Annotated in this window: 22 protein-coding genes; 15 read left to right on the forward strand and 7 right to left on the reverse strand. The window is 72.7% G+C overall.

The window, feature by feature from the left end; all coding sequences use genetic code 11:
* Nucleotides 1–35 precede the first annotated feature (35 nt).
* Complete coding sequence (locus ACWDXC_RS36980) at nt 36–824, reverse strand: phytanoyl-CoA dioxygenase family protein (RefSeq protein WP_449990154.1); 789 nt, start codon at nt 822–824, stop codon at nt 36–38.
* Nucleotides 825–880: 56 nt separating this feature from the next.
* Here ACWDXC_RS36980 and ACWDXC_RS36985 point away from each other — a divergent pair, with 56 nt between their 5' ends.
* A complete protein-coding gene (locus ACWDXC_RS36985; RefSeq protein ID WP_449990156.1) occupies nt 881–2,083 on the forward strand; it encodes a helix-turn-helix domain-containing protein in 1,203 nt (400 codons plus the stop codon).
* A gap of 116 nt (nt 2,084–2,199) precedes the next feature.
* Here the strand turns inward: ACWDXC_RS36985 and ACWDXC_RS36990 are convergent, their stop codons facing one another.
* On the reverse strand, nt 2,200–3,354 hold the full coding sequence (locus tag ACWDXC_RS36990; RefSeq protein WP_449990159.1) for an ROK family protein: 1,155 nt from the start codon (nt 3,352–3,354) through the stop codon (nt 2,200–2,202).
* Nucleotides 3,355–3,520: 166 nt separating this feature from the next.
* Between ACWDXC_RS36990 and ACWDXC_RS36995 the strand changes: the two genes are divergently transcribed.
* The 8 genes from ACWDXC_RS36995 to ACWDXC_RS37030 are packed head-to-tail and all read left to right on the forward strand — an operon-like array spanning nt 3,521 to nt 13,580.
* Entirely contained in the window at nt 3,521–4,828 is a 1,308-nt protein-coding gene (locus ACWDXC_RS36995; RefSeq protein WP_449990162.1) for a glycoside hydrolase family 36 protein, read from the forward strand.
* Nucleotides 4,825–5,700, forward strand: a complete 876-nt coding sequence (locus ACWDXC_RS37000; protein WP_375074072.1) for a carbohydrate ABC transporter permease — start codon at nt 4,825–4,827, stop codon at nt 5,698–5,700. Before ACWDXC_RS36995 ends, ACWDXC_RS37000 begins: the two co-directional genes overlap by 4 nt.
* A gap of 7 nt (nt 5,701–5,707) precedes the next feature.
* Complete coding sequence (locus tag ACWDXC_RS37005; protein WP_219519362.1) at nt 5,708–6,517, forward strand: carbohydrate ABC transporter permease; 810 nt, start codon at nt 5,708–5,710, stop codon at nt 6,515–6,517.
* A gap of 12 nt (nt 6,518–6,529) precedes the next feature.
* Complete coding sequence (locus ACWDXC_RS37010) at nt 6,530–7,846, forward strand: ABC transporter substrate-binding protein (protein ID WP_449990165.1); 1,317 nt, start codon at nt 6,530–6,532, stop codon at nt 7,844–7,846.
* Nucleotides 7,847–7,861: 15 nt separating this feature from the next.
* The gene (locus ACWDXC_RS37015; RefSeq protein ID WP_219519367.1) at nt 7,862–9,406 is read left to right on the forward strand and encodes an alkaline phosphatase D family protein; all 1,545 of its coding nucleotides are present in this window, start codon (nt 7,862–7,864) and stop codon (nt 9,404–9,406) included.
* 10 nt (nt 9,407–9,416) lie between these two features.
* Nucleotides 9,417–11,363 (forward strand): NPCBM/NEW2 domain-containing protein, encoded by a 1,947-nt coding sequence (locus ACWDXC_RS37020; protein WP_449990168.1) that lies wholly within the window; start codon nt 9,417–9,419, stop codon nt 11,361–11,363.
* A 13-nt stretch (nt 11,364–11,376) separates the two neighbouring features.
* The gene (locus ACWDXC_RS37025) at nt 11,377–12,981 is read left to right on the forward strand and encodes a beta-N-acetylhexosaminidase (protein ID WP_449990171.1); all 1,605 of its coding nucleotides are present in this window, start codon (nt 11,377–11,379) and stop codon (nt 12,979–12,981) included.
* 29 nt (nt 12,982–13,010) lie between these two features.
* On the forward strand, nt 13,011–13,580 hold the full coding sequence (locus ACWDXC_RS37030) for a hypothetical protein (protein ID WP_219519214.1): 570 nt from the start codon (nt 13,011–13,013) through the stop codon (nt 13,578–13,580).
* A gap of 123 nt (nt 13,581–13,703) precedes the next feature.
* Here ACWDXC_RS37030 and ACWDXC_RS37035 read toward each other — a convergent pair whose 3' ends face one another.
* Both ACWDXC_RS37035 and ACWDXC_RS37040 read right to left on the reverse strand, forming a co-directional pair.
* Nucleotides 13,704–16,202: a DEAD/DEAH box helicase gene (locus ACWDXC_RS37035; RefSeq protein ID WP_364181866.1), complete on the reverse strand. Its 2,499-nt coding sequence runs from the start codon at nt 16,200–16,202 to the stop codon at nt 13,704–13,706.
* 44 nt (nt 16,203–16,246) lie between these two features.
* Complete coding sequence (locus tag ACWDXC_RS37040) at nt 16,247–17,515, reverse strand: acyltransferase family protein (protein WP_449990174.1); 1,269 nt, start codon at nt 17,513–17,515, stop codon at nt 16,247–16,249.
* Nucleotides 17,516–17,700: 185 nt separating this feature from the next.
* Between ACWDXC_RS37040 and ACWDXC_RS37045 the strand changes: the two genes are divergently transcribed.
* Nucleotides 17,701–18,948, forward strand: coding sequence for a sensor histidine kinase (locus ACWDXC_RS37045; RefSeq protein WP_449990177.1), 1,248 nt, complete (start codon nt 17,701–17,703; stop codon nt 18,946–18,948).
* Complete coding sequence (locus ACWDXC_RS37050; protein WP_219519206.1) at nt 18,939–19,586, forward strand: response regulator transcription factor; 648 nt, start codon at nt 18,939–18,941, stop codon at nt 19,584–19,586. The genes ACWDXC_RS37045 and ACWDXC_RS37050 overlap by 10 nt, the downstream gene beginning before the upstream one ends.
* A 160-nt stretch (nt 19,587–19,746) precedes the next feature.
* Here the strand turns inward: ACWDXC_RS37050 and mihF are convergent, their stop codons facing one another.
* The 3 genes from mihF to ACWDXC_RS37065 form a co-directional block, all read right to left on the reverse strand.
* Nucleotides 19,747–20,052: an integration host factor, actinobacterial type gene (gene mihF / locus ACWDXC_RS37055; protein WP_049567253.1), complete on the reverse strand. Its 306-nt coding sequence runs from the start codon at nt 20,050–20,052 to the stop codon at nt 19,747–19,749.
* A gap of 105 nt (nt 20,053–20,157) precedes the next feature.
* A complete protein-coding gene (locus ACWDXC_RS37060; RefSeq protein WP_364181856.1) occupies nt 20,158–20,541 on the reverse strand; it encodes a heme-binding protein in 384 nt (127 codons plus the stop codon).
* Nucleotides 20,542–20,693: 152 nt separating this feature from the next.
* The gene (locus ACWDXC_RS37065; RefSeq protein ID WP_449990182.1) at nt 20,694–21,899 is read right to left on the reverse strand and encodes an ROK family protein; all 1,206 of its coding nucleotides are present in this window, start codon (nt 21,897–21,899) and stop codon (nt 20,694–20,696) included.
* A gap of 24 nt (nt 21,900–21,923) precedes the next feature.
* Here ACWDXC_RS37065 and ACWDXC_RS37070 point away from each other — a divergent pair, with 24 nt between their 5' ends.
* The 4 genes from ACWDXC_RS37070 to ACWDXC_RS37085 all read left to right on the forward strand — a co-directional run bounded on the left by ACWDXC_RS37070 (nt 21,924) and on the right by ACWDXC_RS37085 (nt 26,103).
* On the forward strand, nt 21,924–23,144 hold the full coding sequence (locus tag ACWDXC_RS37070) for an MFS transporter (protein WP_449990185.1): 1,221 nt from the start codon (nt 21,924–21,926) through the stop codon (nt 23,142–23,144).
* A 165-nt stretch (nt 23,145–23,309) separates the two neighbouring features.
* The gene (locus ACWDXC_RS37075) at nt 23,310–24,380 is read left to right on the forward strand and encodes a LacI family DNA-binding transcriptional regulator (RefSeq protein WP_449990187.1); all 1,071 of its coding nucleotides are present in this window, start codon (nt 23,310–23,312) and stop codon (nt 24,378–24,380) included.
* A complete protein-coding gene (locus ACWDXC_RS37080; RefSeq protein ID WP_449990190.1) occupies nt 24,377–25,288 on the forward strand; it encodes a carbohydrate ABC transporter permease in 912 nt (303 codons plus the stop codon). Before ACWDXC_RS37075 ends, ACWDXC_RS37080 begins: the two co-directional genes overlap by 4 nt.
* Nucleotides 25,285–26,103, forward strand: a complete 819-nt coding sequence (locus tag ACWDXC_RS37085; protein WP_219519715.1) for a carbohydrate ABC transporter permease — start codon at nt 25,285–25,287, stop codon at nt 26,101–26,103. The genes ACWDXC_RS37080 and ACWDXC_RS37085 overlap by 4 nt, the downstream gene beginning before the upstream one ends.
* Nucleotides 26,104–26,105: the final 2 nt, after the last annotated feature.

A 26,105-nucleotide genomic window follows, 5' to 3' on the forward strand; every position in this document is an offset into this window, starting at 1 on the left:
CCGGCTCCGACTGGACCGGCTCTGACTGGCCCCCGCTAGTGCGGGCCGGCGGGCGCGACCGCCTCGGTGCCGCACGGGCCGCCGCCCGTGGCCGCCTCCAGCGTGACCGGCTCGCCCGACATGGTGAGCGTCGGGTAGTAGGCGGCGATCCGCTCCGCCGAACGGCCGACGTAATGGCAGATGAAGCTGCGGCGGAAGCGGTCGGCCGTGCTGTTCGGCTCCGAGCCGTGCACCAGGCTGCCGTTGAAGAACAGCACGTCACCCGGCTCCATGTCGACCGGCACGCGCTCCAGGCCGGGCGGCGGCGGCACGTACTCCCTGGTGAAGGAGACGTCGTGGTCCGCCTCCTCCGGGCAGAACAGGTCCATCAGGTGCGTGCCCGGCACCACCTCCAGGCCGCCGTTCGCGCGGTCCACCCGGTCCAGCGCCACCCACGCCGCCACGCACGTGCCCGGCTCGACCCGCAGATAGAAGTTGTCCTGGTGCAGCGCCTGGCCGCGGGCGCCCGGCGGCTTGAAGTAGAACATGCTCTGGGCTGCTATCGGCTCCTCGCCCAGCAGGTCCGCCAGGATGGCGCCGATGCGCGCGTCGAGCAGGTAGCGCAGCGCCACGTCGTTCACCTGGTGCGGGTGCATCACGCGGGGATAGTCGCGCAGGATGTCGTACGGGCCGCCGGGTTCCTGCGGCGTCGGCGTGAAATGCCCGGGAATGGGGCCTGCGGCGTGCAGCGCCATGAACTCGTCACGCAGCTCCGCCACCTCCTCCGGAGCCAGCAGCGCGGGGACGATGACGAAGCCCCGGTCGTGGAAGTCGTTGAGGTTCATGCCGTTCACGCTAGGCGGCGGGGGCGTGCGAGGGTATGACGGTGACCGCTGACGACATGACTGTTCCTGCTGCCGAGCTGATCGTCCTGGGGCACTACGATCAGCCGCCCGGCTACGCCACCCGCCGGGCCGCCGGGGCGCCCAGCTGGCTGCTCATGTGGACCCAGGCGGGGGAGGGGCTCGTCGAGCAGGGCGGGGCGGCGCTGCGTGCCGGGCCCGGGTCGCTGGTGGTGCTCGCGTCGGGGGAGCCGCACCACTACCGGGTGGCGCCCGGGGCCCGGCGGTGGCGCTTCTGGTGGGTGCACTTCCAGCCGCGCCCGTCGTGGACCGGCTGGCTGGCGCCCCACGCCCTCGCGCCGGGCTGCCACCTGGTCGCCGACGTCCCTGAAGCGGTACGCGACCGCATCGACGCCGCCTTCCGCCGCGCCCTGCACGACGCCCGCTGGCTCCCCCCGGCCTCCTACGCGCCGGCCCCTGCTGCGCCCCAGGAAGGGCCCCGGAGCCCGTACGACCCCAAGGACCCCGCCCCGACGCTGACGGACGCACCAACGGCGACCGGCGAGACGGCGGTGTGTGAGGCGATGGGCGGCGGGACGCCGACGGCCGAAGTGCGGGGGGCGGTGGAGTGGGCGGGCGCCGCCCCTGCCCCGGAGGACGCATCCGAGGGAAACGGTGGGACGGCGGTGGGCGGCGGGACGCGCCCGGCCGCAGTGCAGGAGCCGGTGGAGTGGGTGAGCGCCGCCCCCGCTCCGGAGGACGCACCCGAGGAGAGCGGTGGGACGGCGGCGGGCGCACCCGGGAGGAGCGGCGGGGTGACGGCGGCCGGGGAGGTGGCGGTGGTGGCGGGGGTGGGGGCGGCGCGGGAGCTGGTGATGGGGGCGGTGGAGGAGGTGCTGGTCGTGGCGACCGCGTCGGTGCGGGCGGGGGAGGAGGGCGGCGACGGGCGGGTGCGGCGGGCGCTGGCGTTGATCGCGGCCGAGCCGGGGGCGCCGCACACCGTGGGGTCGCTGGCGCGGGCCGTCGCGCTGTCGCCGTCGCGGTTCGCGCACCTGTTCGCTGAGGAGACGGGGCGGACGCCGATGCGGGCGGTGCGGGAGGCTCGGCTGCGGCATGCGGCGATGCTGCTGGAGGCGACGGACCTGGACGTGGGCCGGGTGGCGGCGGCGTCGGGGTTCGTCAGCCCGTTCCACTTCAGCCGCGCCTTCCGCAGGGAGCACGGGGTGCCGCCGCGCGCCTACCGGGCCCGCGTGCGAGGGTGAGCGGCGCCCCGCCACGCCGACCGGACGGCGTGCGGCCGTGGACGTGCGGTGCCCCGCCGCGGCGACCGGACGGCGTGCGGCCGTGAGCGTGCGGCGGCCGACGCCGCGCGGGTGGGTCAGCGGGAGAGGGGGAGGGGGCCGGCCTCGGGGGTGAAGAAGCGGCGTTCGACGTGCTCGACGGCGTAGTCGATGGCGCCGACCACCACGCATTCGTCGCCCAGCGTGGAGGCGCGGATCTCGGGGGTGCGGATGCAGCGGCGTTCGAGGCGGTCGCGGAGGGGGCCGAGGAGGACGTCGGCGGAGCGGGAGAAGCCGCCGCCGAGGACGACGAGCTGGGGGTCGAGGAGGAGGACCATGGCGGCGGTGCCGACGGCGAGGTCGTCGAGGTAGCGGCCGACGGCTTCGAGGGCGACGGGGTCGCCGTCGCGGGCGGCGGCGAGGGTGTGCCCGGCGGCGTCCTCGGGCGGGGTGCCGGGCGGGACGGTGGCGCTGGTGTTGAGGTGGTCGGGGGCGTCGAACCAGCGGGCCTCGGGCAGCATGGCGATCTCGCCGGCGGCGGCGCCGAAGCCGCGGTGGACCTTGCCGTCGATGATGAGCCCGGTGCCCATGCGCCTGCCGACGTGCAGGAAGACGACGTCGCGGGCGTCGCGGGCGACGCCGCGGCGGGCTTCGGCCAGGGCGGCGAGGCGGCTGTCGTTCTCGACGAGGATCTCGCACGGGAACATCTCCCGCAGGCGGCCGGCCAGGTCGAGGCCGGTCCAGGCGGGGACGGCGGCCGAGAAGGAGATGCGGCCGTCGGGGCTGATCGCGCCGGTGGTGCCGGCGGCGAGGACCCACAGGTCGTCGGGGGTGCGGCGGCTGAGGGTCAGGCAGCCGGAGACGGCTCGTTCGATGGCGGCGAGGCGTTCGTCGAGGGGGGCGTCGGGCTCGACCGGCTGCCGGGTCTCGGCGAGCACGCGGCCGTCGAGGTCGGACAGGGCGGCGCGGACGTTGTGGCCGCCTATGTCGACGCCGACGAGGTGGCCGTTCTCGGCGCGGAAGCGGTAGCGGCGCGCGGGGCGGCCCATGGTGCCGGGGCTGGGCGGCACCTCCTCCACCCAGCCGAGGGAGCTGAGCTCGTCGACGACCTCCTTGGTGGAGGGGCGGGAGATCCCGGTCCGTTCGGCGAGGGCGGAGAGGGTGAGCGGGCCGGTCTCGCGCAGCGCCCGGATCGCGGTCAGCGAGTTGAGCTGCCTGAGCCGGGACAGGTCGCCGCCGCGTAGGTCTGCCAACGCCCCGTCCTTATGTAGGTCTCCTTTGTATGCGCCGATTATGCCAGCCGCCGGGCAACAGCAAGACCATCAAGAACCCCCACATGACCCGCTAATCCACCATTGACCCACAGAACTCAACACTGCTACTAATGAAGCGCTCCTTCGTAAGTGAGATGAGGTTCGAGTGTCTTTCGCAGACATCGGCGAGGTCGCGTGCGCGCCGGAGAAGGCTCGGGTGTTCGAGCACGGCTGGCAGTCGTGGAGCCCCACCGGCGCATACCGGCTGGACGACACCCCTCCCCGCCCGGCCGACGGCAACATCCAGACCCTCTGCTACCGCCCCGGGACGCCGGTCCCCGCCGGCTCGTTCCAGGGCGAGGGCCTGCTCGCCGTCGACCCGGGCGACGGCGGCCCGGTCGAGCTGTGGTCGGCGCCCGGCCCGCTCGCCGTGCCCTCCATCCGGGCGCGGCCGGTGGACGGCCGGCTGGTGATCTCCGCCGACGGACCCGTACGGCACGAACGCGTCGAGGGCGGCCTGGACCGCGCGCTGCGCCACTGGGCCGACAGCCTGGCCCCGGGCCGCGCCTTCCCGGCGGTGCCGCCGATGTGGTGCACCTGGTACGGCTACTTCGACAAGGTCACCGAGGCCGACGTGCTGGAGAACCTGGCGCTGGCCGCCGAGCACGAGCTCGGCGCGGACATGTTCCTCATCGACGACGGCTACGAGGCGGGCATCGGCGACTGGCTCGACCCCAGGCCGGGCTTCGGCTCGCTGGAGCGGGCCGTCGGCGAGATCACCGCGACCGGCGCCCGCGCCGGGATCTGGACCGCGCCGTTCCTCGCCGGGCACGACAGCCGCCTGTTCCGCGAGCATCCCGACTGGCTCGTCGGCGGAGCGCACGCCGGGCACATGTGGGACCAGGACCTGGCCGTGCTCGACGTCACCCACCCCGACGCGGCCGCGTACCTGGTGGGGGTCTTCGCGCGGTTCGCGGAGATCGGCATCAGCCACTTCAAGCTCGACTACCTCTACGCCGGCGCGCTCGCCGGCCGCAGACACGACGCCGGCCTCGACCCGATCGCCGCCTACCGGCGCGGCCTGGAGCTCGTCCGCGAGGGCGCCGGCCCGAACGCCACCCTGCACGGGTGCGGCGCGCCGATGCTGCCGAGCATCGGCCTGGTCGACATCATGCGCGTCAGCCCCGACATCGCGCCCACGCTGCACCCGAGGAAGGGCGACATCAGCCAGCCGTCGCAGCTCGGCGCCCGGCTGACCGGCGCGGCCCGCGAGTTCCTGCACGCCCGCTGGTGGGTCAACGACCCCGACTGCCTCATCGTCCGCCCCGAGGTGGAGGCGCGCGAGGAGTGGGCCGCGCACGTCGGCGCGACCGGCGGGCTGCGCGGCTCCAGCGACCCGATCGCCGCCCTGGACGCGTGGGGCCTGGAGACCACCCGGCGGATCATGAGGCCCACCAGCACGGAGCCGTCGTGAGGCGCCGCGGCTCCTGGTACGCCTACCTGTTCGTCGGGCCGAGCCTGCTGGGCGTGGTGGCGTTCCTGCTGCTGCCCGTGGTCATCGTCCTGGTCCTCAGCTTCTTCGACTGGGAGCTGCTGTCGGACCCGTCGTTCGCGGGCCTGGACAACTACGCCCGGCTGCTCGGCGACGGCGAGGCGTGGCACTCGCTCTGGGTGACGGTGCTGTACGTGGCGCTGTGCGTGCCGTTGCAGACGGTGATCGCGCTGGGCGCCGCCATGCTGCTCAACCAGCGGGTCAAGGGCGTGCGGTTCTACCGGTCGCTGTTCGTGGTGCCGTGGATGGCCACCCCGATCGTGCTCGGCCTGGTCTGGAACTGGATCTTCGACCCGCGTGACGGCGCCATCAACCGGGCGCTGTCGATGGTGGGGATCACCGGGCCCGACTGGCTGTCGGACTCGGCGTGGGCGCTGCCGGCCGTCGCCCTGGTCACCGTGTGGCAGTACAGCGGCTACAACATGCTGTTCTTCCTGGCCGGGCTGCAGGGCATCCCGCAGGAGCTGTACGACGCGGCGGCCACCGACGGCGCCACCCCGCGCCAGCGGTTCTGGCGGCTGACGCTGCCGCTGCTCAACCCCACGATGTTCTTCGTCATGGTGACGAACATGATCGGCGCCTTCCAGGTGTTCGACACCGTCTACGTGATGACGAACGGCGGCCCCTCGGGCAGCACCGCCGTCCTCAACTTCACGATCTTCGAGACCGCCTTCCGGCAGTTCGACTTCGGCTACGCCTCCACGCTGTCGATGCTGCTCTTCGTGATCATCCTGGTGGTCACGCTGGTGCAGGTCAGGTTCTTCGGCAAGCGCACCACCTACGACCTGAGCTGAGAGACAGATGACGAAGCGGATCCTGCTCTACGCCGCGCTCGTGGCGGGCGCGTTCATCTCGGTCTTCCCCTACCTGCTGGTGGTGCTGACCGCGTTCAAGACCAAGGCGCAGCTCAACTCCACCGAGCCGTGGCTGCCCGGACTGCCGCCGACGCTGGACAACCTGGGCCAGATCCTCGGCGGCGACTTCCCCCGCTACATCCTCAACACGCTCGTCATGACCGTGCTGCTGACGCTGGGCCAGCTCGTGTTCACCACGTTCGCCGCCTACGCCTTCGCCCGGCTGAACTTCCGCGGCAGGGACGTGCTCTTCTGGCTGTACGTGGCCACGATGATGGTGCCGAGCGCGGTGACGATGATCCCGCTGTTCCTCATCATGCGCGAGCTCGACCTGGTCAACACCTGGTACGGGCTGCTGGCCCCGTACATCCTGGGCACCCCGTACGGCATCTTCCTGATGCGGCAGTTCTTCAAGGGACTGCCCGCCGGGCTGGAGGAGGCCGCGCGGATCGACGGCGCGGGGCCGCTGACGGTGCTGGTGCGCATCCTGCTGCCGCTGTGCAAGCCCGCGATCGGCACGCTGACGATCATCACGGTGATCTCGTCGTGGAACAGCTTCCTGTGGCCCCTGATCATCACCAGCGGCGACGGCACCAAGGTCATCACGGTGGCCATCGCCGCGCTCAAGGTCGGCATCGGCGTCGACCACAACCTCATGATGGCCGGCGGCCTGATCGCCCTCGTCCCCATGGTGGCGATCTTCATTTTCTTCCAGAAGTACATCGTCCGGTCGGTCGTCCTCACCGGCCTCAAGTAGGAGAGCCCCATCATGCGAACCCCCCGAACCCGCCAGGCCGCCCTGCTGGCCGCCGCCGCCCTGCTCACCCTGACCGCCTGCGGCTCCGGCGACGCCGGTGGCGGCGACGGTGGCGGCGGCGAGAAGGTCACGCTCACCTACCGGCTCTGGGACGAGCAGCAGAAGGCCGGCTACGAGAAGGTCATGGCCGCCTTCGAGAAGGCCAACCCGACCATCGACGTGCAGATCGAGCTGCTGCCCTACGACCAGTACTGGACCAAGCTGACCGCCGACGCCGTGGCGGGCAGCGCGCCCGACGTGTTCTGGATGACCCCCACCCAGTTCCCCGAGTACGTCACCAAGGGCGTGCTCGCCGAGGTCAAGGTCGACGCCTCCAAGTACCACCCGACCGTCGTCGGCTCCTTCACCTACGAGGGCAAGCTGTACGGCGTCCCGAAGGACTGGGGCACCGTCGGCCTGCTCTACAACAAGGGCCTGTTCAAGAAGGCCGGCGTCGAGATGCCGGACAAGCTCACCTGGACCCCCGACGGCGGCGGCACCCTCCTGGAGGTCGCCCGCAAGCTGACCGTCGACGAGGCCGGCAAGCACCCCGGCGAGGACGGCTTCGACCCGGGCAAGGTCAAGACGTACGGGTTCGGCTCCTGGAACCACTACCAGACCCAGTGGATGAACTGGGTGAACTCCAACGGCGGCAAGCTCCTGGACAAGCCGTTCGGCAAGTACACCTTCAACGACGAGGCGTCGGTCCAGGCCCTGCAGTGGGGCGTCGACCTGGTCAACAAGCACCACGTGTCGCCGCCCGCCAGCCAGACGAACCCGCCCACCGGCAAGATCACCGACATGTTCACCGCCGGTGAGGTGGCGATGTTCCCGGCCAACAACGCGCTGCTGCCGTTCGTCGCGCCGGGCGCCGGGTTCGAGATGGGCGTCGCGCTCATGCCGGAGGGCCCGCAGGGCCGCTCGGTCAACCTCAACGGCCTGTCGGAGGCCGTCTACGCCAAGAGCGAGCACCCCGAGGAGGCCATGAAGCTGGCCGCCTACCTCGGCACCGAGGAGCCGCAGAAGCTCATGGCCGACGGCGGCTACGTCTTCCCCGCGATCAACGGCCTCGCCCAGGGCTACGTCGACTACTGGAAGGCCAAGGGCCTGGACGTCTCCCCGTTCCTGGAGGAGGCCGAGGGCACGACCTTCCCGCTGCCGGTCACGACCGGCTTCACCGGGTTCGAGACCAAGCTGAACCAGATCTTCAACGAGATGTACCTCGGCAAGCTCACCCCCAAGCAGGCCGCGGACCAGGCGGTCGCCGAGGGCAACGCCACCATCGAGTAGGGAGCCCCCCACCCCATGATCACCCGGCGTGCGTTGTTCGCCGGGGGCGCGAGCGTGGGCCTCGCCGCCGCACTGGGCCCCGGCCCGGTGCGCGCGGCGGCCGCTCGCACCCCCCTGTCCGACCCCTTCCAGCTCGGCGTCGCCTCCGGCGAGCCCGCCTCCGACGGCGTGGTGCTCTGGACGCGGCTCGCCCCCGACCCCCTCGCCCTCGACGGCTTCGGCGGCATGCCGTCCCGTCCCGTCCCCGTCCAGTGGCAGGTCGCCAAGGACGAGAACTTCAAGCACGTGGTGCGGCACGGCGTCGAGATCGCCCGCCGCGAGGAGGCGCACAGCGTCCACGTGGAGCTCGACGGCCTCGACTCCGGCGCCGAGTACTTCTACCGCTTCCGCACCGGCGGCGAGATCTCCGAGACCGGCCGCACCGTCACCGCCCCGGCCCCCGGCGGGCGCAGCCGCGACCTGAACCTGTCGTTCACCTCCTGCGCCGACTACCAGAGCGGCTGGTTCACCCCGTACCGCAGGATGGCCGAGGACCAGCCCGACCTGATCGCCTTCCTCGGCGACTACATCTACGAGTACGGCGACTACAAGTACCCCGTCCGCGACCAGGCCGGCGGCGAATGCCTGGACCTGGCCGGCTACCGGCTGCGCCACGCCCAGCACAAGGCCGACCCGGAGCTGCGCATGGCCCACGCGATCGCCCCCTGGGTGGTGGTGTGGGACGACCACGACATCGAGAACGGCTGGGCCGGCGACGTCCCCGAGCAGCCCGACCCGCCCTTCCTCAAGCGCCGCGCCGAGGCCTTCCAGGCGTACTACGAGAACATGCCGCTGCGCCGCGCCCAGCGGCCGGACGGGTCGTCGCTGCGCCTGCACCGCTCGATCCGCTGGGGCGCCGTGGCCAACCTGCACCTGCTCGACACCCGCCAGTACCGCGACCTGTACGCGTGCACCGGCCGCAGCGGCACCGTCGGCCCCGACTGCGCGGAACGCTTCGCGCCCAACCGCACCATCCTCGGCCAGGAGCAGGAGGCCTGGCTCGACGGCGAGCTGAAGGGCTCGCGGGCCACCTGGGACCTGCTCGGCCAGCAGGTCTTCATGATGGAGATGGACTGGACGAACGGCGAGGGCAAGGGCTACTCCAACGAGGGCTGGGACGGCTACGTCGCCTCCCGCGACCGCCTGGCCGCGGCCGTCGACACCTACGGGCGCAACGCCGTCGTGCTCACCGGAGACGTGCACTCCCACTGGGCGGGCGAGATCAAGCGCGACTACCGCGACCCGGAGTCGAAGTCCGTCGCCGTCGAGCTCGTCACCACGTCGGTCACCAGCGCCGGCAACGGCATGGACGAGTACCCCGACACGCGGAACCTGCTGGCCGAGAACCCGCACGTCAAGTTCTTCAACGGCCGCCGCGGCTACGTCCGCACCCGCATCAGCGAGCGCGAGATGAAGGTCGACTTCCGCTCGCTGTCGCGCGTGACCGAGCCGTACGCCCCGGCCTACACCTCCGGCTCCTTCGTCATCGAGCCGGGCACCCCCGCACTCAACCCGACCTGACGGGACCCCCATGCGCACCGCACCGGCCGCCCTCGCGGCGGTCCTCCTCACCATGCTCTCCGTCCCCTTACCCGCCGCCGCCCAGGCCCCCGCGGCGGGCCCGCCGATGGGCTGGAGCAGCCGCTCGCTCGGCTGCTCGGTCTCCGAGACGTCCGTCAGGGCCGCCGCCGACGCGCTCGCCCCGCTCGCGCCGCTCGGCTACCGGTACGTCATCCTCGACGGCTGCTGGCTGGCCTCGCAGCGTTCCGGCGGCGCGCTGGCCGCCGACCCGGCCCGCTTCCCCTCCGGCATCGAGGCCCTGGCCGCGTACGTGCGCGGCAAGGGCCTCGACCTGGGCGTGAGCCTGTCGGCGGGCACGAAGGCGTGCGCCGGCGGCGGCCCGGGCTCCTACGGCTCCGAGGCCGCCGACGCAGCCCAGGTCAAGGCGTGGGGCGTCGGCTACGTCAAGTACGACTGGTGCGACATCCCCAAGGCCGACTTCCCCGGCCAGAACGTCCAGCAGATCGCCCGGACGCTCTACCCGCGCATGCGCCAGGCGCTCGGCGACGGCGTCGTGTTCGCGATGAACAACGAGGACGGCAACACCGTCCCGTGGCTGTGGGGCAAGGAGGCCGGGGCCACCACCTGGCGGACCAACGTCTTCAACCGGCCCATCGCCGACAGCTACGCGACCATGGTCGACATCTGGGAGTTCAACCAGCTGCGCGCCGAGTACGCGGGCGCGGGAAGCTGGGCCGACCCCGACCTCATCCAGGCCGGGCTCGGCGGCATGACCGCAACCGAGTACCGCGCCCAGTTCTCCCTGTGGGCGATCGGCGCGGCGCCGCTGATCCTCCAGGCCGACCCGGCCAGGGCGCCGCGCGAGATCGTCGCCGACCCCGAGGTGATCGCCGTCGCCCGGGACCCGCTCGGCGCGCACGGCGCCCTGGCCCGCTCCGACGGCTGGTACCACGTGCTGGTCAAGCCGCTGGCGAGCGGCGACCGGGCGATCGTGCTGTTCAACGAGAGCGACCGGGCCGCGACGATCTCCACGGACCTCGGCCCCGGCCACCACCGGATCGAGGACCTGTGGACCGGCACGGTGACCGGCAGCACCGGCGAGCTGGCCGCCCAGGTCCCCGCGCACGGCGCCGCCATGTACCGGGTGTCGGACGGCCGTGTCGGTACGCCGCTGGTCACGTTCGAGGTCGACCCGGCCGCGCTCGGCGACGACCGGCCCTCCGTGCTGGAGCCCGGCGTGACCGGCGAGATCGTCACCCGGGTGGTCAACACCGGCGCCACCGGCGCGCTGCGCGACCTGACCGTGACGCTGGCCGTACCCGAAGGATGGCGGGCCGAGGCGCGCACGCCCGCCGCCACCGGCAGGCTGCGCGGCGGCGAGACGTTCGCCGTCACCTGGGCCGTCACCCCGCCCGGCGGCGCGGCGCTCACCGAGCACCGGCTCACCGCCGTCGCCGCCTTCGCCGGCGGCCGGGTGCCGGGCGAGGCGGTCGTCAGGGTCGCGCGCGCTCCCGGCCCCGGCGCCACCCAGCTCAGCGACCTGACCTGGACGGCGGTCAAGAACCACTTCGGCCCCGTCGAGAAGGACGCCAGCAACGGCGAGCGCGCCGCCGGCGACGGCCGCCCGCTCACCATCGAGGGCGTCCGGTACGCCAAGGGGCTCGGCGCGCACGCGCCCGCCGAGATCGAGTACTACACCGCGGGCCGCTGCGCCACGATCCGGTTCCTGGGCGGCATCGACGACGAGGTCGGCCAGGCCGGCTCGGCCCGCTTCGAGGTGTGGGCCGACGGCGGGCGCGTCGCCGCCTCCGAGCTCGTCACCGGCGCCGACCCGGCCGTCGAGGTCACCGCCTCCGTCGAGGGCGCCCGCCACGTGCGGCTGGTCGCCACCAACGGCGGCGACAACGCCTACTCCGACCACGTCGACTTCGCCGACGCCACCGTCACCTGTCACTAGGGGGAAACCGTTCATGATCGTGCCCAAGCCCGTCCACAGCCAGGTCCTGCCGGGACGCTTCGTCCTGGGCCCGGACACCGCGCTCGCCGCCGACCCGGCGCTGCGCGCGGCGGCCGCCTGGCTGCGGAGCGAGATCGGCCCCGTGACCGGCGGCGACCTGCCGCCCGCCGCTCCGGGGCCGGGCACGATCACGCTCGCCCTGGCCGATCTGCCGCCCGAGGCGTACCGGCTGACCGTCGGCGAGGACGGCGTCCGGATCGCCGCGGGCGGCCCCGCCGGGGCGTTCTACGCGGCGCAGACGCTCAGGCAGCTCATGCCCCCGGCCGCCTTCCGGAAGGCCGGGCCCGGCGGCGAGCTGGAGATCAGGGCCGCCCACGTCGAGGACGAGCCGCGCTTCGGCTGGCGCGGCTGCCTCCTCGACGTGGCCCGGCATTTCATGACCAAGCAGGACCTGCTGAGGTTCGTCGACCTGATGGCCCTGCACAAGCTCAACGTGCTGCACCTGCACCTGACCGACGACCAGGGCTGGCGGGTGGAGATCCGCCGCCACCCCCGGCTCACCGAGGTCGGCGCCTGGCGCACGCAGAGCCAGACCGGCTGGAACGGGCCGTTCGACGGCCGCCCGCACGGCGGCTACTACACCCAGGACGACATCAGGGAGATCGTCGCCTACGCCGGGCAGCGCAACATCACCGTCGTCCCCGAGATCGACCTGCCCGGCCACACCCAGGCCGCCATCGCGGCCTACCCCGAGCTCGGCAACCTGGACACGCCGCTGGAGGTGCGCACCGGCTGGGGCATCGGCACGAACGTGCTCAACGCCGAGGAGAGCACGATCCGGTTCTTCGAGGACGTCTTCGAGGAGGTCCTGGAGCTGTTCCCGAGCCCGTACGTGTGCGTCGGCGGCGACGAGTGCCCCAAGCAGCAGTGGCGCGACAGCCCCGCCGCCCAGGCCCGCATCCGCGAGCTCGGCCTGGCCGGGGAGGAGGAGCTGCAGAGCTGGTACATCCACCGCTTCGACGCCTACCTGAGCGCCCGCGGGCGGCGGCTCGTCGGCTGGGACGAGATCCTCGAAGGCGGCCTCGCGCCCGGCGCGGTCGTCGCCTCCTGGCGCGGCGACCTCGGCGCGGTCACCGCCGCCAGGAACGGCCACGACGTGATCAGCACCCCCAACACGTCGGTCTACTTCGACTACCGGCAGGGGCCGGGCGAGGACGAGCCGGTCCCGTTCGGCACCGTGCTCACCCTGGAGGACGTCTACGCCTTCGAGCCGATCCCCGCCGAACTGCGCGGCGAGCCCGCCGCCGAGCGGGTGCTGGGCTCGCAGTGCGCCGTGTGGACCGAGCTCATCGACTCGCCGCGGCAGGTCGACTACATGGCCTTCCCGAGGCTGGCGGCCTTCGCCGAGACCGTGTGGAGCCCCGCCGACCGGGACCTGCCGGACTTCCGCCGGAGGCTGGCCGCCCACCTGGAACGGCTGGACGCGATCGGCGTGGAGTACAGGCGCGAGAGCGGGCCGCTGCCCTGGCAGACCCGCCCCGGCGTGCCGGGCAGGCCGGAGACCGTCGACGGCTGGCAGTCGCAGCTCGACGCCTGGACGGCCAACCTGCGCCGCTAGAGCGTCAGGCGTTCGTACAATCTTGGCTCATGGTCTCCATTGTGGCGTTAACCGCCGCCCTCGCCCTGGGCATCCCCGGCGGCTTCATGCTGTACGAGAAGGACGCGGCCAAGCACGACCCGAACCCCGAGCACAGCTGGCAGGTCAGCGGCAGGACGAGCGCCCGGCTGGTCGTCAACCCGTGCCAGAAGGCCACGCTGGGCCGCGCCGGGCGCACCGCCGCCAAGACGCTCACCTACACGGCCGTGCCCGACTACTCCAAGTCCGAGCAGGTCATCCTCTACGGCTCGGCGGGGGCGGCGAAGAAGGCCGTGCGCGACCTGCGCGCGGCCGTGCGCGCCTGCGGCACCGCCGACTACCGCTACTCCTACCGTCCCGTACGGCTCGGCGACGAGGGCGTCTCGATCACCGGCCAGGCGTACCAGAGCAAGAAGCCGGCCATCGGCGGCGAGCGGGCCGTCGTGACGCGCCGCGCCAACGCGCTGATCGTCTACACGGTGTCGGGGGAGTGGGGCAAGCCCGCCGCCGCCGACTTCAAGCAGCAGACGAAGGACGCCAAGCGGATGCTCGGGAAGATTTGCCGCATCGCCGCCTGCTGACGGGAAATGTCCCGATCTTGAGACATTGTCATGACGCGTTGCCGAAGTACGCGACCGGAGAATAAGAGAACAGGCGTGTGCCGGAGCGCCCTTGCCAGTCCGTTCCGGCACACGGCTATCTCCCTAGAGCCGGTTGAGCCCCGTCACGTGGACGACCGCGCGCCCCTCCTCGTCGGAGGCGGCCAGGTCGATCTGCGCGTCGATGCCCCAGTCGCCGTCGCCCGCCGGGTCCTTGATCGTCTGGCGCACCTTCCACAGCCCGCTCTCCTCCTCGATGCGCAGCAGCGCGGGCCCGCGCGCGTCGGCGTCGGTGAGGATCTCCTCGTGGTCGGCGTAGTAGGCGTCGAGCGCGGCACCCCAGTCGACGTCGGGAGCCAGCTCCTCCAGCTCCTCCTCCTTCTCCAGCGCGCACAGCTCCACCAGCCGGAACATCGCATTGCGCACCAGCACCCGGAACGCCCGGGTGTTGCCCGTCACCGGCCGCACCTTCGTCTCCAGCGCCTCGCGCTCCTCCAGCGCCAGATCCGGGTTGGCCAGCTTCTCCCACTCGTCGATCAGGCTGGAGTCGACCTGGCGGACCAGCTCGCCCAGCCACTCGATGAGGTCGGTCAGGTCCTCGGTCTTCAGGTGCTCGGGCACCGTGCGCGACAGCGTCCGGTAGGCGTCGGCCAAGTAGCGCAGCACCGTGCCCTCCGACCGGGCCAGCTCGTAGAACTGGATGTACTCGCCGAACGTCATCGCCCGCTCGAACATGTCGCGCACCACGGCCTTCGGGCTGACCGTGTAGTCGCCCACCCACGGGTGGCCGCGCCGGTAGGTCTCGTACGCGCCGAGCAGCAGGTCGTCCAGCGGCATCGGGTACATGACCTCGGCCAGCGCCTCCATGCGCTCCTCGTACTCCATGCCGTCGGCCTTCATCTGCGCGACCGCCTCGCCCCTGGCCTTCTTCAGCTGGGCCGACAGGATCTGGCGCGGGTCGTCGAGGATCGACTCCACGATCGACACCATGTCGAGCGCGTAGCTCGGCGACTCGCGGTCGAGCAGGTCGAAGGCGGCCAGCGCGAACGTCGACAGCGCCTGGTTGAGCGCGAAGTCGTCCTGGAGCTGGATCGTCAGCCGGGCCCTGCGTCCCTGCTCGTCGGGCTCGGCGAGCTGCTCGACCACGCCGCCCGCCAGCAGCGACCGGTAGATGGCGATGGCCTGGCTGATGTGCCGCCGCTGCCACTTGCGGTCCTCGTGGTTGTCGGTCAGCAGGTGCTTCATCGCCTGGAAGCAGTCGCCCGGCCGGTTGATCACCGCCAGCAGCATCGCGTTGCTCACCTTGAAGCGCGAGTTGAGCGGCTCGGGCTCGGCCTGCTGGAGCTTCTCGAACGTCTCCTCGCTCCAGCCGACGAACCCCTCCGGCGGCTTCTTGCGGGCGTAGCCGCGCCGCCGCTTCGGGTCGTCGCCGATCTTGGCCAGGGCCTTGGCGTTCTCGATGTCGTGCTCGGGCGCCTGGCAGGCCACGTAGCCGATCGTGTCGAACCCGGCCCGGCCCGCCCGGCCGGCGATCTGGTGGAACTCGCGGGCGCGCAGCCGGCGCACCTTGTTGCCGTCGTACTTCGACAGCGCCGTGAACAGCACCGTGCGGATCGGCACGTTGACGCCGACGCCCAGCGTGTCGGTGCCGCAGATGACCTTGAGCAGCCCGGCCTGCGCCAGCCGCTCCACCAGCCGCCGGTACTTCGGCAGCATGCCGGCGTGGTGCACGCCGATGCCGTGGCGCACCAGCCGCGACAGCGCCCGGCCGAAGCGGGTGGTGAAGCGGAAGCCGCCGATCATCGCGGCGATGGCCTCCTTCTCCGCCTTGGAGGCCATGTTGATGCTCATCAGCGCCTGGGCCCGCTCCATCGCCGCCGCCTGCGTGAAGTGCACCACGTAGACGGGAGCCTGGCCGGTGGAGAGCATCTCCTCCAGCGACTCGTGCAGCGGCGTCATCCGGTAGGAGTAGACCAGCGGGACCGGCCGCTCGGCGTGCTTGACCACGGCCGTCGGCCGCCCGGTGCGCCGGGTCAGGTCGCGCTCGAACATCGACACGTCGCCGAGCGTCGCCGACATCAGGATGAACTGCACGTTCGGCAGCTCCAGCAGCGGCACCTGCCAGGCCCAGCCCCGGTCGGGCTCGGCGTAGAAGTGGAACTCGTCCATCACCACCTGGCCGATGTCGGCCGCCGCGCCGTCGCGCAGCGCCACGTTGGCCAGGATCTCGGCGGTGCAGCAGATGATCGGCGCGCCCGCGTTGACGCTCGCGTCGCCGGTCATCATGCCGACGTTCTCGGTGCCGAAGATCGCGCACAGGTCGAAGAACTTCTCCGACACCAGCGCCTTGATCGGCGCGGTGTAGAAGGTGCGCACGTCCCGGGTCAGGGCGGCGAAGTGGGCCCCGGCGGCCACCAGGCTCTTGCCCGAGCCGGTCGGCGTGGCCAGGATCAGGTTGCTGCCCGACACCACCTCGATCAGCGCCTCCTCCTGGGCGGGATAGAGGGTGAGCCCCCGTTCGGAGTTCCAGGACGCGAAGGCGTCGAAAATGGCGTCGGGATCGGCGTCGATCTCTTCCGGCAGGCGGTCAACGAGAAGGCTCACACCCCTATCCTGCCGAAGTTCACCGCGTGGTCGAACCGGCGCCCTCACATCCGGGTGCGCGGCCCGGTCAGGAGCAGCCCGCCCAGGACCGCGATGACGCCCAGGAACGGCACCCCGCCGGGCGCGAACCCGGCGACCGTGAGCGCCAGCAGCCCGCCGCCCGTCAGCGCCGCCGACGTGAGCGCCGTCGCCCAGGTGGCCTTCCCGTACGGCAGCACGGGCGGCTCCTCGAACCGGGAGAACCAGCGCAGCAGCGGCCACAGCAGCAGGCACAGCGCGCCGAACCACACCGGCCACCCGGCCAGCCAGAACGCGCTGCCCGGCGTGGGCGTCTGGACCCGCATCGCCACCACGACCACGCCCGTCACCGCGAACAGCGCCGGCATGTGCCACAGGTATGCGGTCATGATGCGCGGCCCGGCCCAGGCCAGCACCCGATTCAGCGGCAGCCGCACGATCCACGGCCGCAGCAGCGCCGCCAGCCCCACCTGCCCGAACGAGACGGCCAGCATCGCCAGCGTGGGCGGCGCCATGTTCGACATCTCCGCGCCGGGCAGCCCGATCATGCTGCCGGGGTAGGGCCCGTACGCCACCAGGAGCGCCGCCGCGCCGAAGCCGCCCGCCGCCATGAGCACGGGCAGCCGCAGCCGGCCGCCGGCGTACAGGAAGCCGAGCTGGTGCACCGCCAGCCACACGAACACGATGTTCGCGTAGCCCAGCGCGTCCACGCCGGTCGAGAAGCGCACCACGTCGGTCAGCACCGCGGCCGCCGCCAGCACGGCCACCACCCGCCACCCGTGCGCGGCGTGCAGCCGCAGCAGGTACGGCGTCGCCGTCACCGCGATCAGGTAGACCGCCAGGAACCACAGGAGCTGCCCGGTGAGGCGAGCCCCCACCTCCAGCGGCTGTTCCGGCACGCCCAGCGTCATCAGCACGTGGGGCAGCGGCAGCCACACCGCCGCCAGCGGCAGCAGCGGCCACGCCAGCCTGCGCACCCGCGTGACGATCCACTGCGGCCCGCCGTGCGCCGCCCGCCCGAAGCTGATCGCGTTGGCCGCCCCGCCCGCGAAGAACACCAGCGGCATCACCTGGCTGATCCACGTGACCACCCACACGCCCGGCTCGGCCAGCGCGTTGCCGGTGGTCAGCCGCGCCCCGTCGTAGTCCAGGACCGGGATCGTCCAGTGCTGCAGCACGACCAGCGCCATCCCGAACACCCGCAGGATGTCGATGAACGGGTCCCTGGCCCGGCGCGGAGAACCGGTGCGCGCCGGCTGCTCGCGCAGGGCGGGCCGCTCCAGCAGGACGGTCATGGAAGCCTCGTTTCATCGGGGGTGGGGCGATGTCCCAAGGCTTCCGTCCGGGCGGCTCACGCACATTGCCGCGAACCACCGTCTTGCGGTCGGCCCGCCACCACCCCGGGGGTGGGGCTGGCCCTACCATCGCAAGACCGGCGCACCGGTTCGAAAACGGCTTTCCGGGGCTCTAGCGTGGAGGCATGCGCTCCCTGATTCGGCGGGTCATGCTCGACACCCGCTACACCCTGGTGGGGTTCCCCACCACGCTGATCGGCTTCGCCGTCACCCTGGTCGGCCTGTCCGCCGGCGTCGGCACCGCCGTGGTGTGGATCGGCGTGCCGGTGCTCGCGGCCACCCTCCTGGCGGCCAGGGGATTCGCCGACGCGGAGCGCGGCTGGCTGTCCGACGTGCTCAAGCGGCCCCCGGTGCGGCCCCGCTACAAGCCGGCCCCGCCCGGGGCGGGCCGCTTCCGGCGGATCGTCAACCCGCTCACCAGCGGGCAGTCCTGGCTCGACCTGCTGCACTCCATCGTGAACTTCCCGCCCGCGCTGATCGCGTTCGTGCTCACCGTGGTCTGCTGGGCGCTGCCGCTGGCCGGCCTGACCTACCCGATCTACGGGCTCATCACCTCGCGCATCGAGGACAACGTGGAGCTGCCCGAGCTGCTCGGCCTGGGCGACGGCTACCTGATCAACTCGATCTTCTACGTGGCGCTGGGGCTGCTGTTCCTGCTCATCCTGCCCTTCACCGTGCGCGGGGCGGCGCTGGTGCGCGCCGGGCTCGGCCGGGCCCTGCTCACCGGCGTCGCCGAGCTGCAGGAGCGCATCGACGACCTGGCCCAGGGCCGCGCCGCCGCCGTGTCGGCCGAGGCCAACGCGCTGCGCAAGCTGGAGCGCGACATCCACGACGGGCCGCAGCAGCGCCTGGTGTCGCTGGCCATGGAGCTCTCGCGAGCCCAGCGGCAGCTGAAGAAGGACCCCGAGGCCGCCCAGGCCACGCTCACCTCCGCGATCTCCGCCACCCGCGAGACGCTCGACGAGCTGCGCGCGCTCTCGCGCGGCATCGCCCCGCCCATCCTGTCCGACCGCGGCCTGGCCCCGGCGCTCGCCGCCCTCGCCGGGCGCTCGATCGTCCCCGTCGAGCTGGACGTGCGCGCCACCGGCCGGTACGAGGCCGCGGTGGAGAACGCCGTCTACTTCGTCGTCGCCGAGACCCTCACCAACGTCGCCAAGCACAGCCAGGCGACCGTGTGCACCATCCGCCTCACCCACACCGACGACGCCCTCGTGCTGACGATCGTGGATGATGGGGTCGGCGGCGCCCACGTCGCCAAGGGACATGGTCTCGCCGGGCTGTCCGACCGGCTCCGCGCGGTCGACGGGGAGCTGGAGGTGCACTCGCCCGACGGCGGGCCGACGGTGATAGCAGCGGAGGTACCGTGCGCGTAGTCGTGGCCGATGACGCGGTTCTGATCAGGGAGGGCCTGGTCAGGCTGCTCGAGGAGTTCGGCTGCGAGGTGGTCGCGACCGTCGGTGACGGCGACGGCCTCGTCGAGGCGGTGGCCGAGCACCGGCCCGACGTGTCGGTGGTGGACGTGCGCATGCCGCCGTCCTTCACCGACGAGGGGCTGCGCGCCGCCGTGGAGGCGCGCCGCCGGGTGCCGGGCGCGCCGGTGCTCATCCTGTCGCAGTACGTCGAGGTCTCCTACGCCGACGACCTGCTCGCCGACGCCCGGGGCGCGGTGGGCTACCTGCTGAAGGACCGGGTCGTCGACGTGGACGAGTTCATGGAGGGCCTGCGGCGGGTCGCCGCGGGCGGGACCGTGTTCGATCCGCAGGTGGTGTCGCAGTTGATGGTGCGCAGGCGCAAGGACGACCCGCTGGCCCAGCTCACACCGCGGGAGCGTGAGGTGCTCGGCCTGATGGCGGAGGGCAAGTCCAACCCCGCGATCGGCCGCCAGCTCGTGATCAGCGACGGGGCCGTGGAGAAGCACATCAGGAGCATCTTCAGCAAGCTCGGCCTCTACGCCGACGACAGCGACCAGCATCGGCGCGTGCTCGCGGTGCTGGCCTACCTGCGCAGCTGAGCGCCCGGCCCTCCCGGGGGCGGCACCGGGGAGGTCCCTGGCGGGGGCGTCGCGGATCTCTCCGGGAGGCGGCCGGTGATGCGGAGGGGTGTGCCGGTCTCCTGGAGCGTTGCCGGCCGGTCCGCGCGGCGCTGCGCGCGGACCTGGCCGCCCGGCCGGTTTAGCCGAGCGCGTCGACCAGCTTCTTGCGCTGCTGGGCGCCCAGGCCGCCGAGGCGGCGCTTCTCGTCGACGCCCGCCTCCTCCATGAGCGCGGTGGCCTTGGCCGGGCCGACGCCCTTCACGGCGCGCAGCGCCTGCGACACCTTGATCTTCTTGGCGATGTCGTCATCGCGCTCCAGCAGCTGCGAGAACGACAGCTCGCCGGTCTTGACCTTGGCGAGCAGGGCGGTGCGGGCGGCGCGAGCCTCCGCGGCCTTCTCCAGCGCGGCCTTGCGCTGCTCTGGGGTAAGAGTGGGAAGTGCCATCTGCTGTTCTCTCCTCGGGGAGTTGACGATCGGGGTTTCTGTTACCCGTAGTGCAGTGGCTAATCATGGCGGATACCAGCGGTTCGTGTTGCCCAAAGCGCCCGGTCAACGTGTCCGCCACACCGAGGCGGCCGCTTCGGCGCACGCCTGGTCCTGCTCCGGGGTGCCGCCGCTGACCCCCACGCCGCCGGCCACGCACCCGCTCCGGCCGCGGCCGGACCACAGCGGCAGGCCGCCCGGCGTGCGCTCCCACGGCCCGGCTCCCGGGCCGCCCGTCCCGGGCAGCTCGGCCGTCGGCCTGCGGTGGGCCGCGGCGGCGCTCGCCCGTCCGGGCGCGAGCGTGGTGCCGGCGAACCCCGCACCCGCCATACGCTGGAAAGACACCAGATGTCCGCCGGCGTCGACCACCGCCACGGAGATCGCCGAACCCTCCCGGGAAGCCTGCCGCAACGCCGCCTCGCACATGCGCAACGCGATCTCCAAGTCCATCGGCCGTCCCCCTCGCGTCAGGTCACCTGCCTGCTCGACGCCTCACCGCCGCCGCCGGTGCACAGACCCGCCGGGATCGCCGTACGGATCACGTACGGGATGGTCGTTTTCAGCCTTAAAGCGTGCTTTCTAGCGATATTTCGTGGTATGCATCACACTGTGCTCCCGGGCGTGTCGCGCGCGAGCCAGCCGGCCAGGCCCTCCGGGGTCAGGAACGCGTCGAAGACCGACTCCATCGCGCCCACCAGCGAGGCGCGCCGGCCCATCGCGGCCGGGGTGACGAGCGGCGGGCGCTCGCGGCGGATCGTCATCAGCCCGCCCGTCAGCGACTCCGCGAGCACCGCGCCGGCCTGTCCGTGCAGGTCGGCGGCCAGCCCGGAGAGCGTCACCACCTCCGGGTCGTGCGCGTTGACCAGGGCGGCCGCGCCCCGGCCGAGCGCCCGCGCGGCGGCCGCCACCGCGCGCGCCGCGGCCGGCTCGCCCGCCCGTGCCGCGGCCATCACCCGCTCGGCCTGCTCGCGGCCCCGGCCGCCGCCGTGGGCCAGGCCCATGTGGCGCAGCAGCGCGTTCGCGCCCACGTCGAGCGCCCAGCAGCCCGTCGCGCCGCACGCGCACGGCAGCGAGCCGCCCGTCAGCGGCATGTGGCCGAACTCGGCGCCCATCCCGCCGGCGCCCTCCAGCGGCCGGCCGCCGACGACGAGCACGCCGCCCAGGTCGAAGTCCACGTGCAGGTGCAGGCCGACCCCGACGCCGCGCAGCAGCCCGCGCCTGGCCTCGGCCAGCCCGGCCAGCGCGGTGTCGTTGCCGACCCGGGCCCAGCCGGGCGGCAGCCCCAGCAGGGCGGGCACGTCGACCGCGCGCCAGCCGAGGTGCGGCACGTCCGCCAGGCCGCCGGGGCCGATCGGGCCCGCCACCGCCACGCCGGCGCCCACGGCCCGCCCGCGAAGGCGCGCCCGGTGCGCGCGCAGCGCGGCCCCCAGCGGCTCCAGCGCGCCGCGCGGGGTGCCGTCGTGGCCGCGCACCTCCAGCACGGCCGTCCGGCCGCCCAGCTCGCACGCCGCCAGCTCCCAGGCGTCCTCCCGCAGGTCGGCGGCCAGCACGACGGGACCTCGCGGATGCGGTCCCGGCACCATCGTCGGGCGGCCCCTGGCCTGCTCGGGGGCCGGCTCCTCGTGCAGCAGCGCGTCCTCGGCCAGGCCGCCGACCAGCACCGACGCGGTGCCTCTGGCCAGCTCCAGATCGCGGGTGAGCCGCGACCTGGTCAGCGTGGCCCCGCCGTCGTGCACGGCGCGCAGCAGCCGCACCCGGTTGTGCGCGCGCAGCTCGCCGGTCGTCGTCGCTCCACTGTTCCCAGACATCGTGACTCTCATTATGCTCTAGACGTGAACAAAAGACGCGATGACGCTCGACGTGCCCGTATCGGGGTGTTCGGCTTCTTCTTCCTGGCGGGACTCGTCATGGGCCTGTGGGCGGCCGGGCTGCCGTCGCTGAACGACCGGCTGGACCTCGGCCCGGCCCGCCTGGGCAGCGTGCTCCTGCTCATCTCGGGTGGCGCGCTGGTGTCGATGCTGGTGGCCGGGCCGCTGGTGGACCGGTGGTCCAGCCGGGCGGTGTGCTGGTTCGCCGGGCCGGCGTCGGCCGTGGTGCTGCTCGGGCCCGCGCTCGCGCCCGACTACCTGTGGCTGGCGGTGCTGGCGGTGCTGTTCGGCCTGGGACTGGGCGTCACCGAGGTGGCCATGAACGCCCACTCGGTAGAGGTCGAGCGGCGTTACGCGCGGCCGATCATCTCGGCGTTCCACGGCACCTGGAGCCTCGGCGGGGCGGCCGGCGGCGCGATCACCGCCCTCGTGCTGCAGGCCGGGCTGGACGCCCAGGCGCTGCTCGTCGTGGCGGGCGTGGTGGTGCCGTTCCTGTACCTGCCGGCGGCGCGGCTGCTGCTGCCCGACCCGCCCCCGCACGCCGCCGAGCGGCAGGCCGCCCGGTCCGGGTCGCCGCTGAAGTGGGGGCTGATCGCGCTGCTCGGCGTCGCCGCGTTCGCCGGGCACCTGGCCGAGGGCGCCGCCATCGACTGGGCCGCGCTGCACGCCCGCTGGGTCCTCGACGCCGACCCGGCCGCCGCGCCGCTGGCCTACACGGTCTTCGCCGTCGCCATGACCACCATCCGCCTGCTGGGCGACCCGATCCGGGCCCGCCTCGGCTCGATCCGCACCATCCAGCTCGCCGGGCTGCTCGCCACCTGCGGCTACGTGCTCGTGCTCGTCGCCCCGGCGACCGGCTCGCTCGCGCTGGCCTGCGCCTGGACCGGCTGGGCCCTGGCGGGCGTCGGCCTCGCCACCGTCGTGCCGGTGATCTTCAGCGCGGTCGGCGCCGCGGGCGGGCCCGTCGGCAAGGCGCTCTCGCTGGTGACGGCCTTCGGCTACAGCGGGCTCCTGGTCGGCCCCGCCGTGCTCGGCTACGTGGCGGAGGCGTCCTCGCTGCCGATCGCGCTGATCGTGCCCGCCGTCCTGTCGGCCGTCGTGGCCCTCACCGGGGCCCCGTCCATCCGCTCGCTCGACCGGCTGACGCCCGCCCCCGACCCGGTGCCCGCCACGGCCCGCGACTGACGCTCCGTAGCCGTCCGCCTGGCCCCGATTTGGGAGACAGCCTCCTGACCTGGTGTTATGGGATCGTGACTTGACCCTGCGGTTACGGGGGCTGTTTCATGTGCCAAACACCGTAAACGTTTACAGCAGGTGTCTGAAATCGTTTACGACTCTGGAAGGACAGCCTTGGCCGACGGACCCACGATCACCACGATCGCCGAGCGCGCCGGTGTCTCCATCGCCTCGGTGTCGCGGGTGCTCAACGGCCTGCCGACCAGGCAGGAGACCGTGCGCAAGGTGATGGCCGCCGCCGACGAGCTCGGCTACGTGCGCAACGCCGTGGCCCGCTCGCTCAAGTCGCGCCGCACCCACCAGGTCGCCTTCGCCATGGCCGACGTCGGCAACCCCGCCTACCTCGCCATGCTCCGGCAGATCCAGCCCGTGCTCAAGGCCGCCGGCTACCGGCTCGTGCTGCACTCCACCGACGCCGTGGCCGCCGACGAGATCGACGTGCTGCACAGCCTCGGCGAACGCTACGTCGACGGGCTCATCATGAGCCCGCTGCGCGTCACCGAACAGCACCTGCAGATGCTGCGCGCCGCCCGCGCCCCCGTCGTGATCATCGGATCGGTGCCGGAGGGCACCCCGGTCGACAACGTGCGCGCCGACTCGCGCACCGGCGTCAAGCTCGCCGTCGACCACCTGCACGCGCTCGGGCGGCGGCGCATCGGCATGGTCAACGGCCCGCTCGACACCGTGCCCGGCGCGGCCCGCGGCGCCGCCTACCGCGAGGCGCTGGAGGCGCTCGGGCTGCCCTACGACGAGAACCTGGTCGAGATCGGCGACTTCTACCGCGCCGAAGGCGCCCGGGCCGTCGCCGAGCTGCTGCTCCGCGAGCCCGGGGTCGACGCGCTCATGTGCGCCAACGACCTCATCGCGCTCGGCGCCCTCGACGTGCTGCGCGCCGCCGGCCGGCGGGTGCCCGAGGACGTGGCCGTGGTCGGCATGGACGACACCGACCTGGCCGCGGCCTCATGGCCGTCGCTGACCAGCGTCTCGCTCGGCTCGGCCGAACGCGGCAAGGCCGCGGCCGAGCTGCTGCTGGACCGGCTGCAGCACGGCGACCGCGAGCCCCGCCTGGTGACGGTCCCGCCCCGCCTGGCGGTGCGCGCCTCGACGACGGGGGAGGAGCCCTACCCGGCTTCCCGGGCGGCGGGCCGTACACGAGCTGACAAGAGGGAGGGGGGCAGGTCATGACGGCCACCGCGACGAAGCCGGCGCCGCCGGCGCGGCACGCGCGCGGCCGGCAGCGGCCGAGGCAGACCCGCGAGATGTGGGTGCTGATGCTGCCGGCGCTGGTGCCGGTGGTGCTGTTCAGCGTGGGCCCGCTGCTGTACGGGATCGGGCTGGCGTTCACCGACGCCGAGGCCGGGCGCAACCACGAGACGAGCTTCGTCGGCCTGGAGAACTTCGCCGACCTGCTCGGCGACGGCGACTTCTGGTCGTCCATGCGGATCGGCCTCATCTGGTCGGTCACCGTGACCGTGCTGCAGTTCCTCGCCTCGCTGGGGCTGGCGCTGCTGCTCAACCAGAAGCTGTTCCTGCGCGGCCTGGCCCGGGTGCTCGCCGTCGTGCCGTGGGCGATGCCGCCCGTGGTCATCGGCCTGATGTGGCGGCTCGTCTACCACCCCGACGCCGGCATCGTGAACAGCACGCTCGGCACCGACATCAACTGGCTGGCCGACTTCTCCTGGGCGCTGCCCGCCATCATCGTCATGGGCATCTGGAGCGGCATGCCGCAGACCACCGTGGTGCTGCTGGCCGGCCTGCAGAACGTGCCCAAGGAGCTGTACGAGGCCGGCGCGATGGACGGCGCGGGCACCTGGCGCAAGTTCTGGAGCATCACGCTGCCCCAGCTGCGCCCGATCATCGTCACCATCACCTCGCTCGACTTCGTGTGGAACGTCAACCAGTTCAGCCTGGTCTACGTGCTCACCCAGGGCGGGCCCGGCGGGCAGACGCGGCTGCCGATGCTGTTCGCCTACGAGGAGGCGTTCCGCTACGGCTTCTTCGGCTACGCCGCCGCGCTCGGCGTCAGCATCGTCATCGTCGTGCTCGGCCTGCTCGGCGTCTATCTGTGGCGGCAACTGAGGGAGGCGTCATGAAGAAGATCCCCCAGTACGTCGCGCTGCTGGCGTACATGGTGTTCCTGGCCTTCCCGCTGGTGTGGCTGCTGTCGACGGCGCTGAAGACGCCGCAGGAGATGGCGAGCCTCGACCCCACGTGGATCCCGCGCAGCCCGACGCTGGCCAACTTCTCCGACGCGTTCAGCGAGCAGGACCTCGTCGGGGCCGGGCTGCGCAGCCTGGTCGTGGCCCTGGCCAGCTCGGCGCTGACGGTGGCCGTGGCGCTGCCCGCCTCCTACGCGCTGGCCCGCTACCAGGGCGCGCTCAAGCGGGTCGCGCTCGGCTGGGTGCTCGTCAGCCAGGTGTTCCCGTTCATCCTGATCATCATCCCGCTGTTCATGGTGCTGCGGCAGCTCGACCTGGTGAACACCCTGCCGGGACTCGTCGTCGTGCACGTGACGTTCACGCTGCCGTTCGCGCTGTGGATGCTCCAGGGCTACGTGCGCTCGGTGCCGCGCGAGCTGGAGGAGGCCGCCTCCGTCGACGGGGCGACCCGGCTGCGCGCGATCGTCAGCGTCGTCGCGCCGCTGCTCGCGCCCGGCGTGGTGGCGACACTGCTGTTCTCGTTCATCTCCTCGTGGAACGAGTTCCTGTTCGCGCTCGTGGTCCTGAAGGACCCGGACGTGATGACGCTCCCCCTGACGCTGGTGAGGTTCACCGGCCCGGAGGGCGTGTCGAGGCTCGGCCCGCTCGCCGCGGCGTCGCTCATGGCGACGATCCCGAGCCTGATCTTTTTCGCAATCATCCAGCGCAGGCTGAGGTCAGGTCTGATGGCCGGCGCTGTGAAGGGCTAGGA

The sequence above is a fragment of the Nonomuraea sp. NPDC003214 genome (assembly GCF_053590035.1).

What these genes read in the sequence shown, in the direction of transcription:
- ACWDXC_RS37010 (WP_449990165.1), top strand. Translation starts at nt 6,530, where the DNA reads ATGCGAACCCCCCGAACCCGCCAGGCCGCCCTGCTGGCCGCCGCCGCC.
- ACWDXC_RS37025 (WP_449990171.1), top strand. Translation starts at nt 11,377, where the DNA reads ATGATCGTGCCCAAGCCCGTCCACAGCCAGGTCCTGCCGGGACGCTTC.
- mihF (WP_049567253.1), bottom strand. Translation starts at nt 20,052, where the DNA reads ATGGCACTTCCCACTCTTACCCCAGAGCAGCGCAAGGCCGCGCTGGAG.
- ACWDXC_RS37080 (WP_449990190.1), top strand. Translation starts at nt 24,377, where the DNA reads ATGACGGCCACCGCGACGAAGCCGGCGCCGCCGGCGCGGCACGCGCGC.
- ACWDXC_RS37065 (WP_449990182.1), bottom strand. Translation starts at nt 21,899, where the DNA reads ATGTCTGGGAACAGTGGAGCGACGACGACCGGCGAGCTGCGCGCGCAC.
- ACWDXC_RS36980 (WP_449990154.1), bottom strand. Translation starts at nt 824, where the DNA reads ATGAACCTCAACGACTTCCACGACCGGGGCTTCGTCATCGTCCCCGCG.
- ACWDXC_RS37045 (WP_449990177.1), top strand. Translation starts at nt 17,701, where the DNA reads ATGCGCTCCCTGATTCGGCGGGTCATGCTCGACACCCGCTACACCCTG.
- ACWDXC_RS36985 (WP_449990156.1), top strand. Translation starts at nt 881, where the DNA reads ATGACTGTTCCTGCTGCCGAGCTGATCGTCCTGGGGCACTACGATCAG.
- ACWDXC_RS37030 (WP_219519214.1), top strand. Translation starts at nt 13,011, where the DNA reads ATGGTCTCCATTGTGGCGTTAACCGCCGCCCTCGCCCTGGGCATCCCC.
- ACWDXC_RS37060 (WP_364181856.1), bottom strand. Translation starts at nt 20,541, where the DNA reads ATGGACTTGGAGATCGCGTTGCGCATGTGCGAGGCGGCGTTGCGGCAG.
- ACWDXC_RS37085 (WP_219519715.1), top strand. Translation starts at nt 25,285, where the DNA reads ATGAAGAAGATCCCCCAGTACGTCGCGCTGCTGGCGTACATGGTGTTC.
- ACWDXC_RS37040 (WP_449990174.1), bottom strand. Translation starts at nt 17,515, where the DNA reads ATGACCGTCCTGCTGGAGCGGCCCGCCCTGCGCGAGCAGCCGGCGCGC.
- ACWDXC_RS37015 (WP_219519367.1), top strand. Translation starts at nt 7,862, where the DNA reads ATGATCACCCGGCGTGCGTTGTTCGCCGGGGGCGCGAGCGTGGGCCTC.
- ACWDXC_RS37005 (WP_219519362.1), top strand. Translation starts at nt 5,708, where the DNA reads ATGACGAAGCGGATCCTGCTCTACGCCGCGCTCGTGGCGGGCGCGTTC.
- ACWDXC_RS37020 (WP_449990168.1), top strand. Translation starts at nt 9,417, where the DNA reads ATGCGCACCGCACCGGCCGCCCTCGCGGCGGTCCTCCTCACCATGCTC.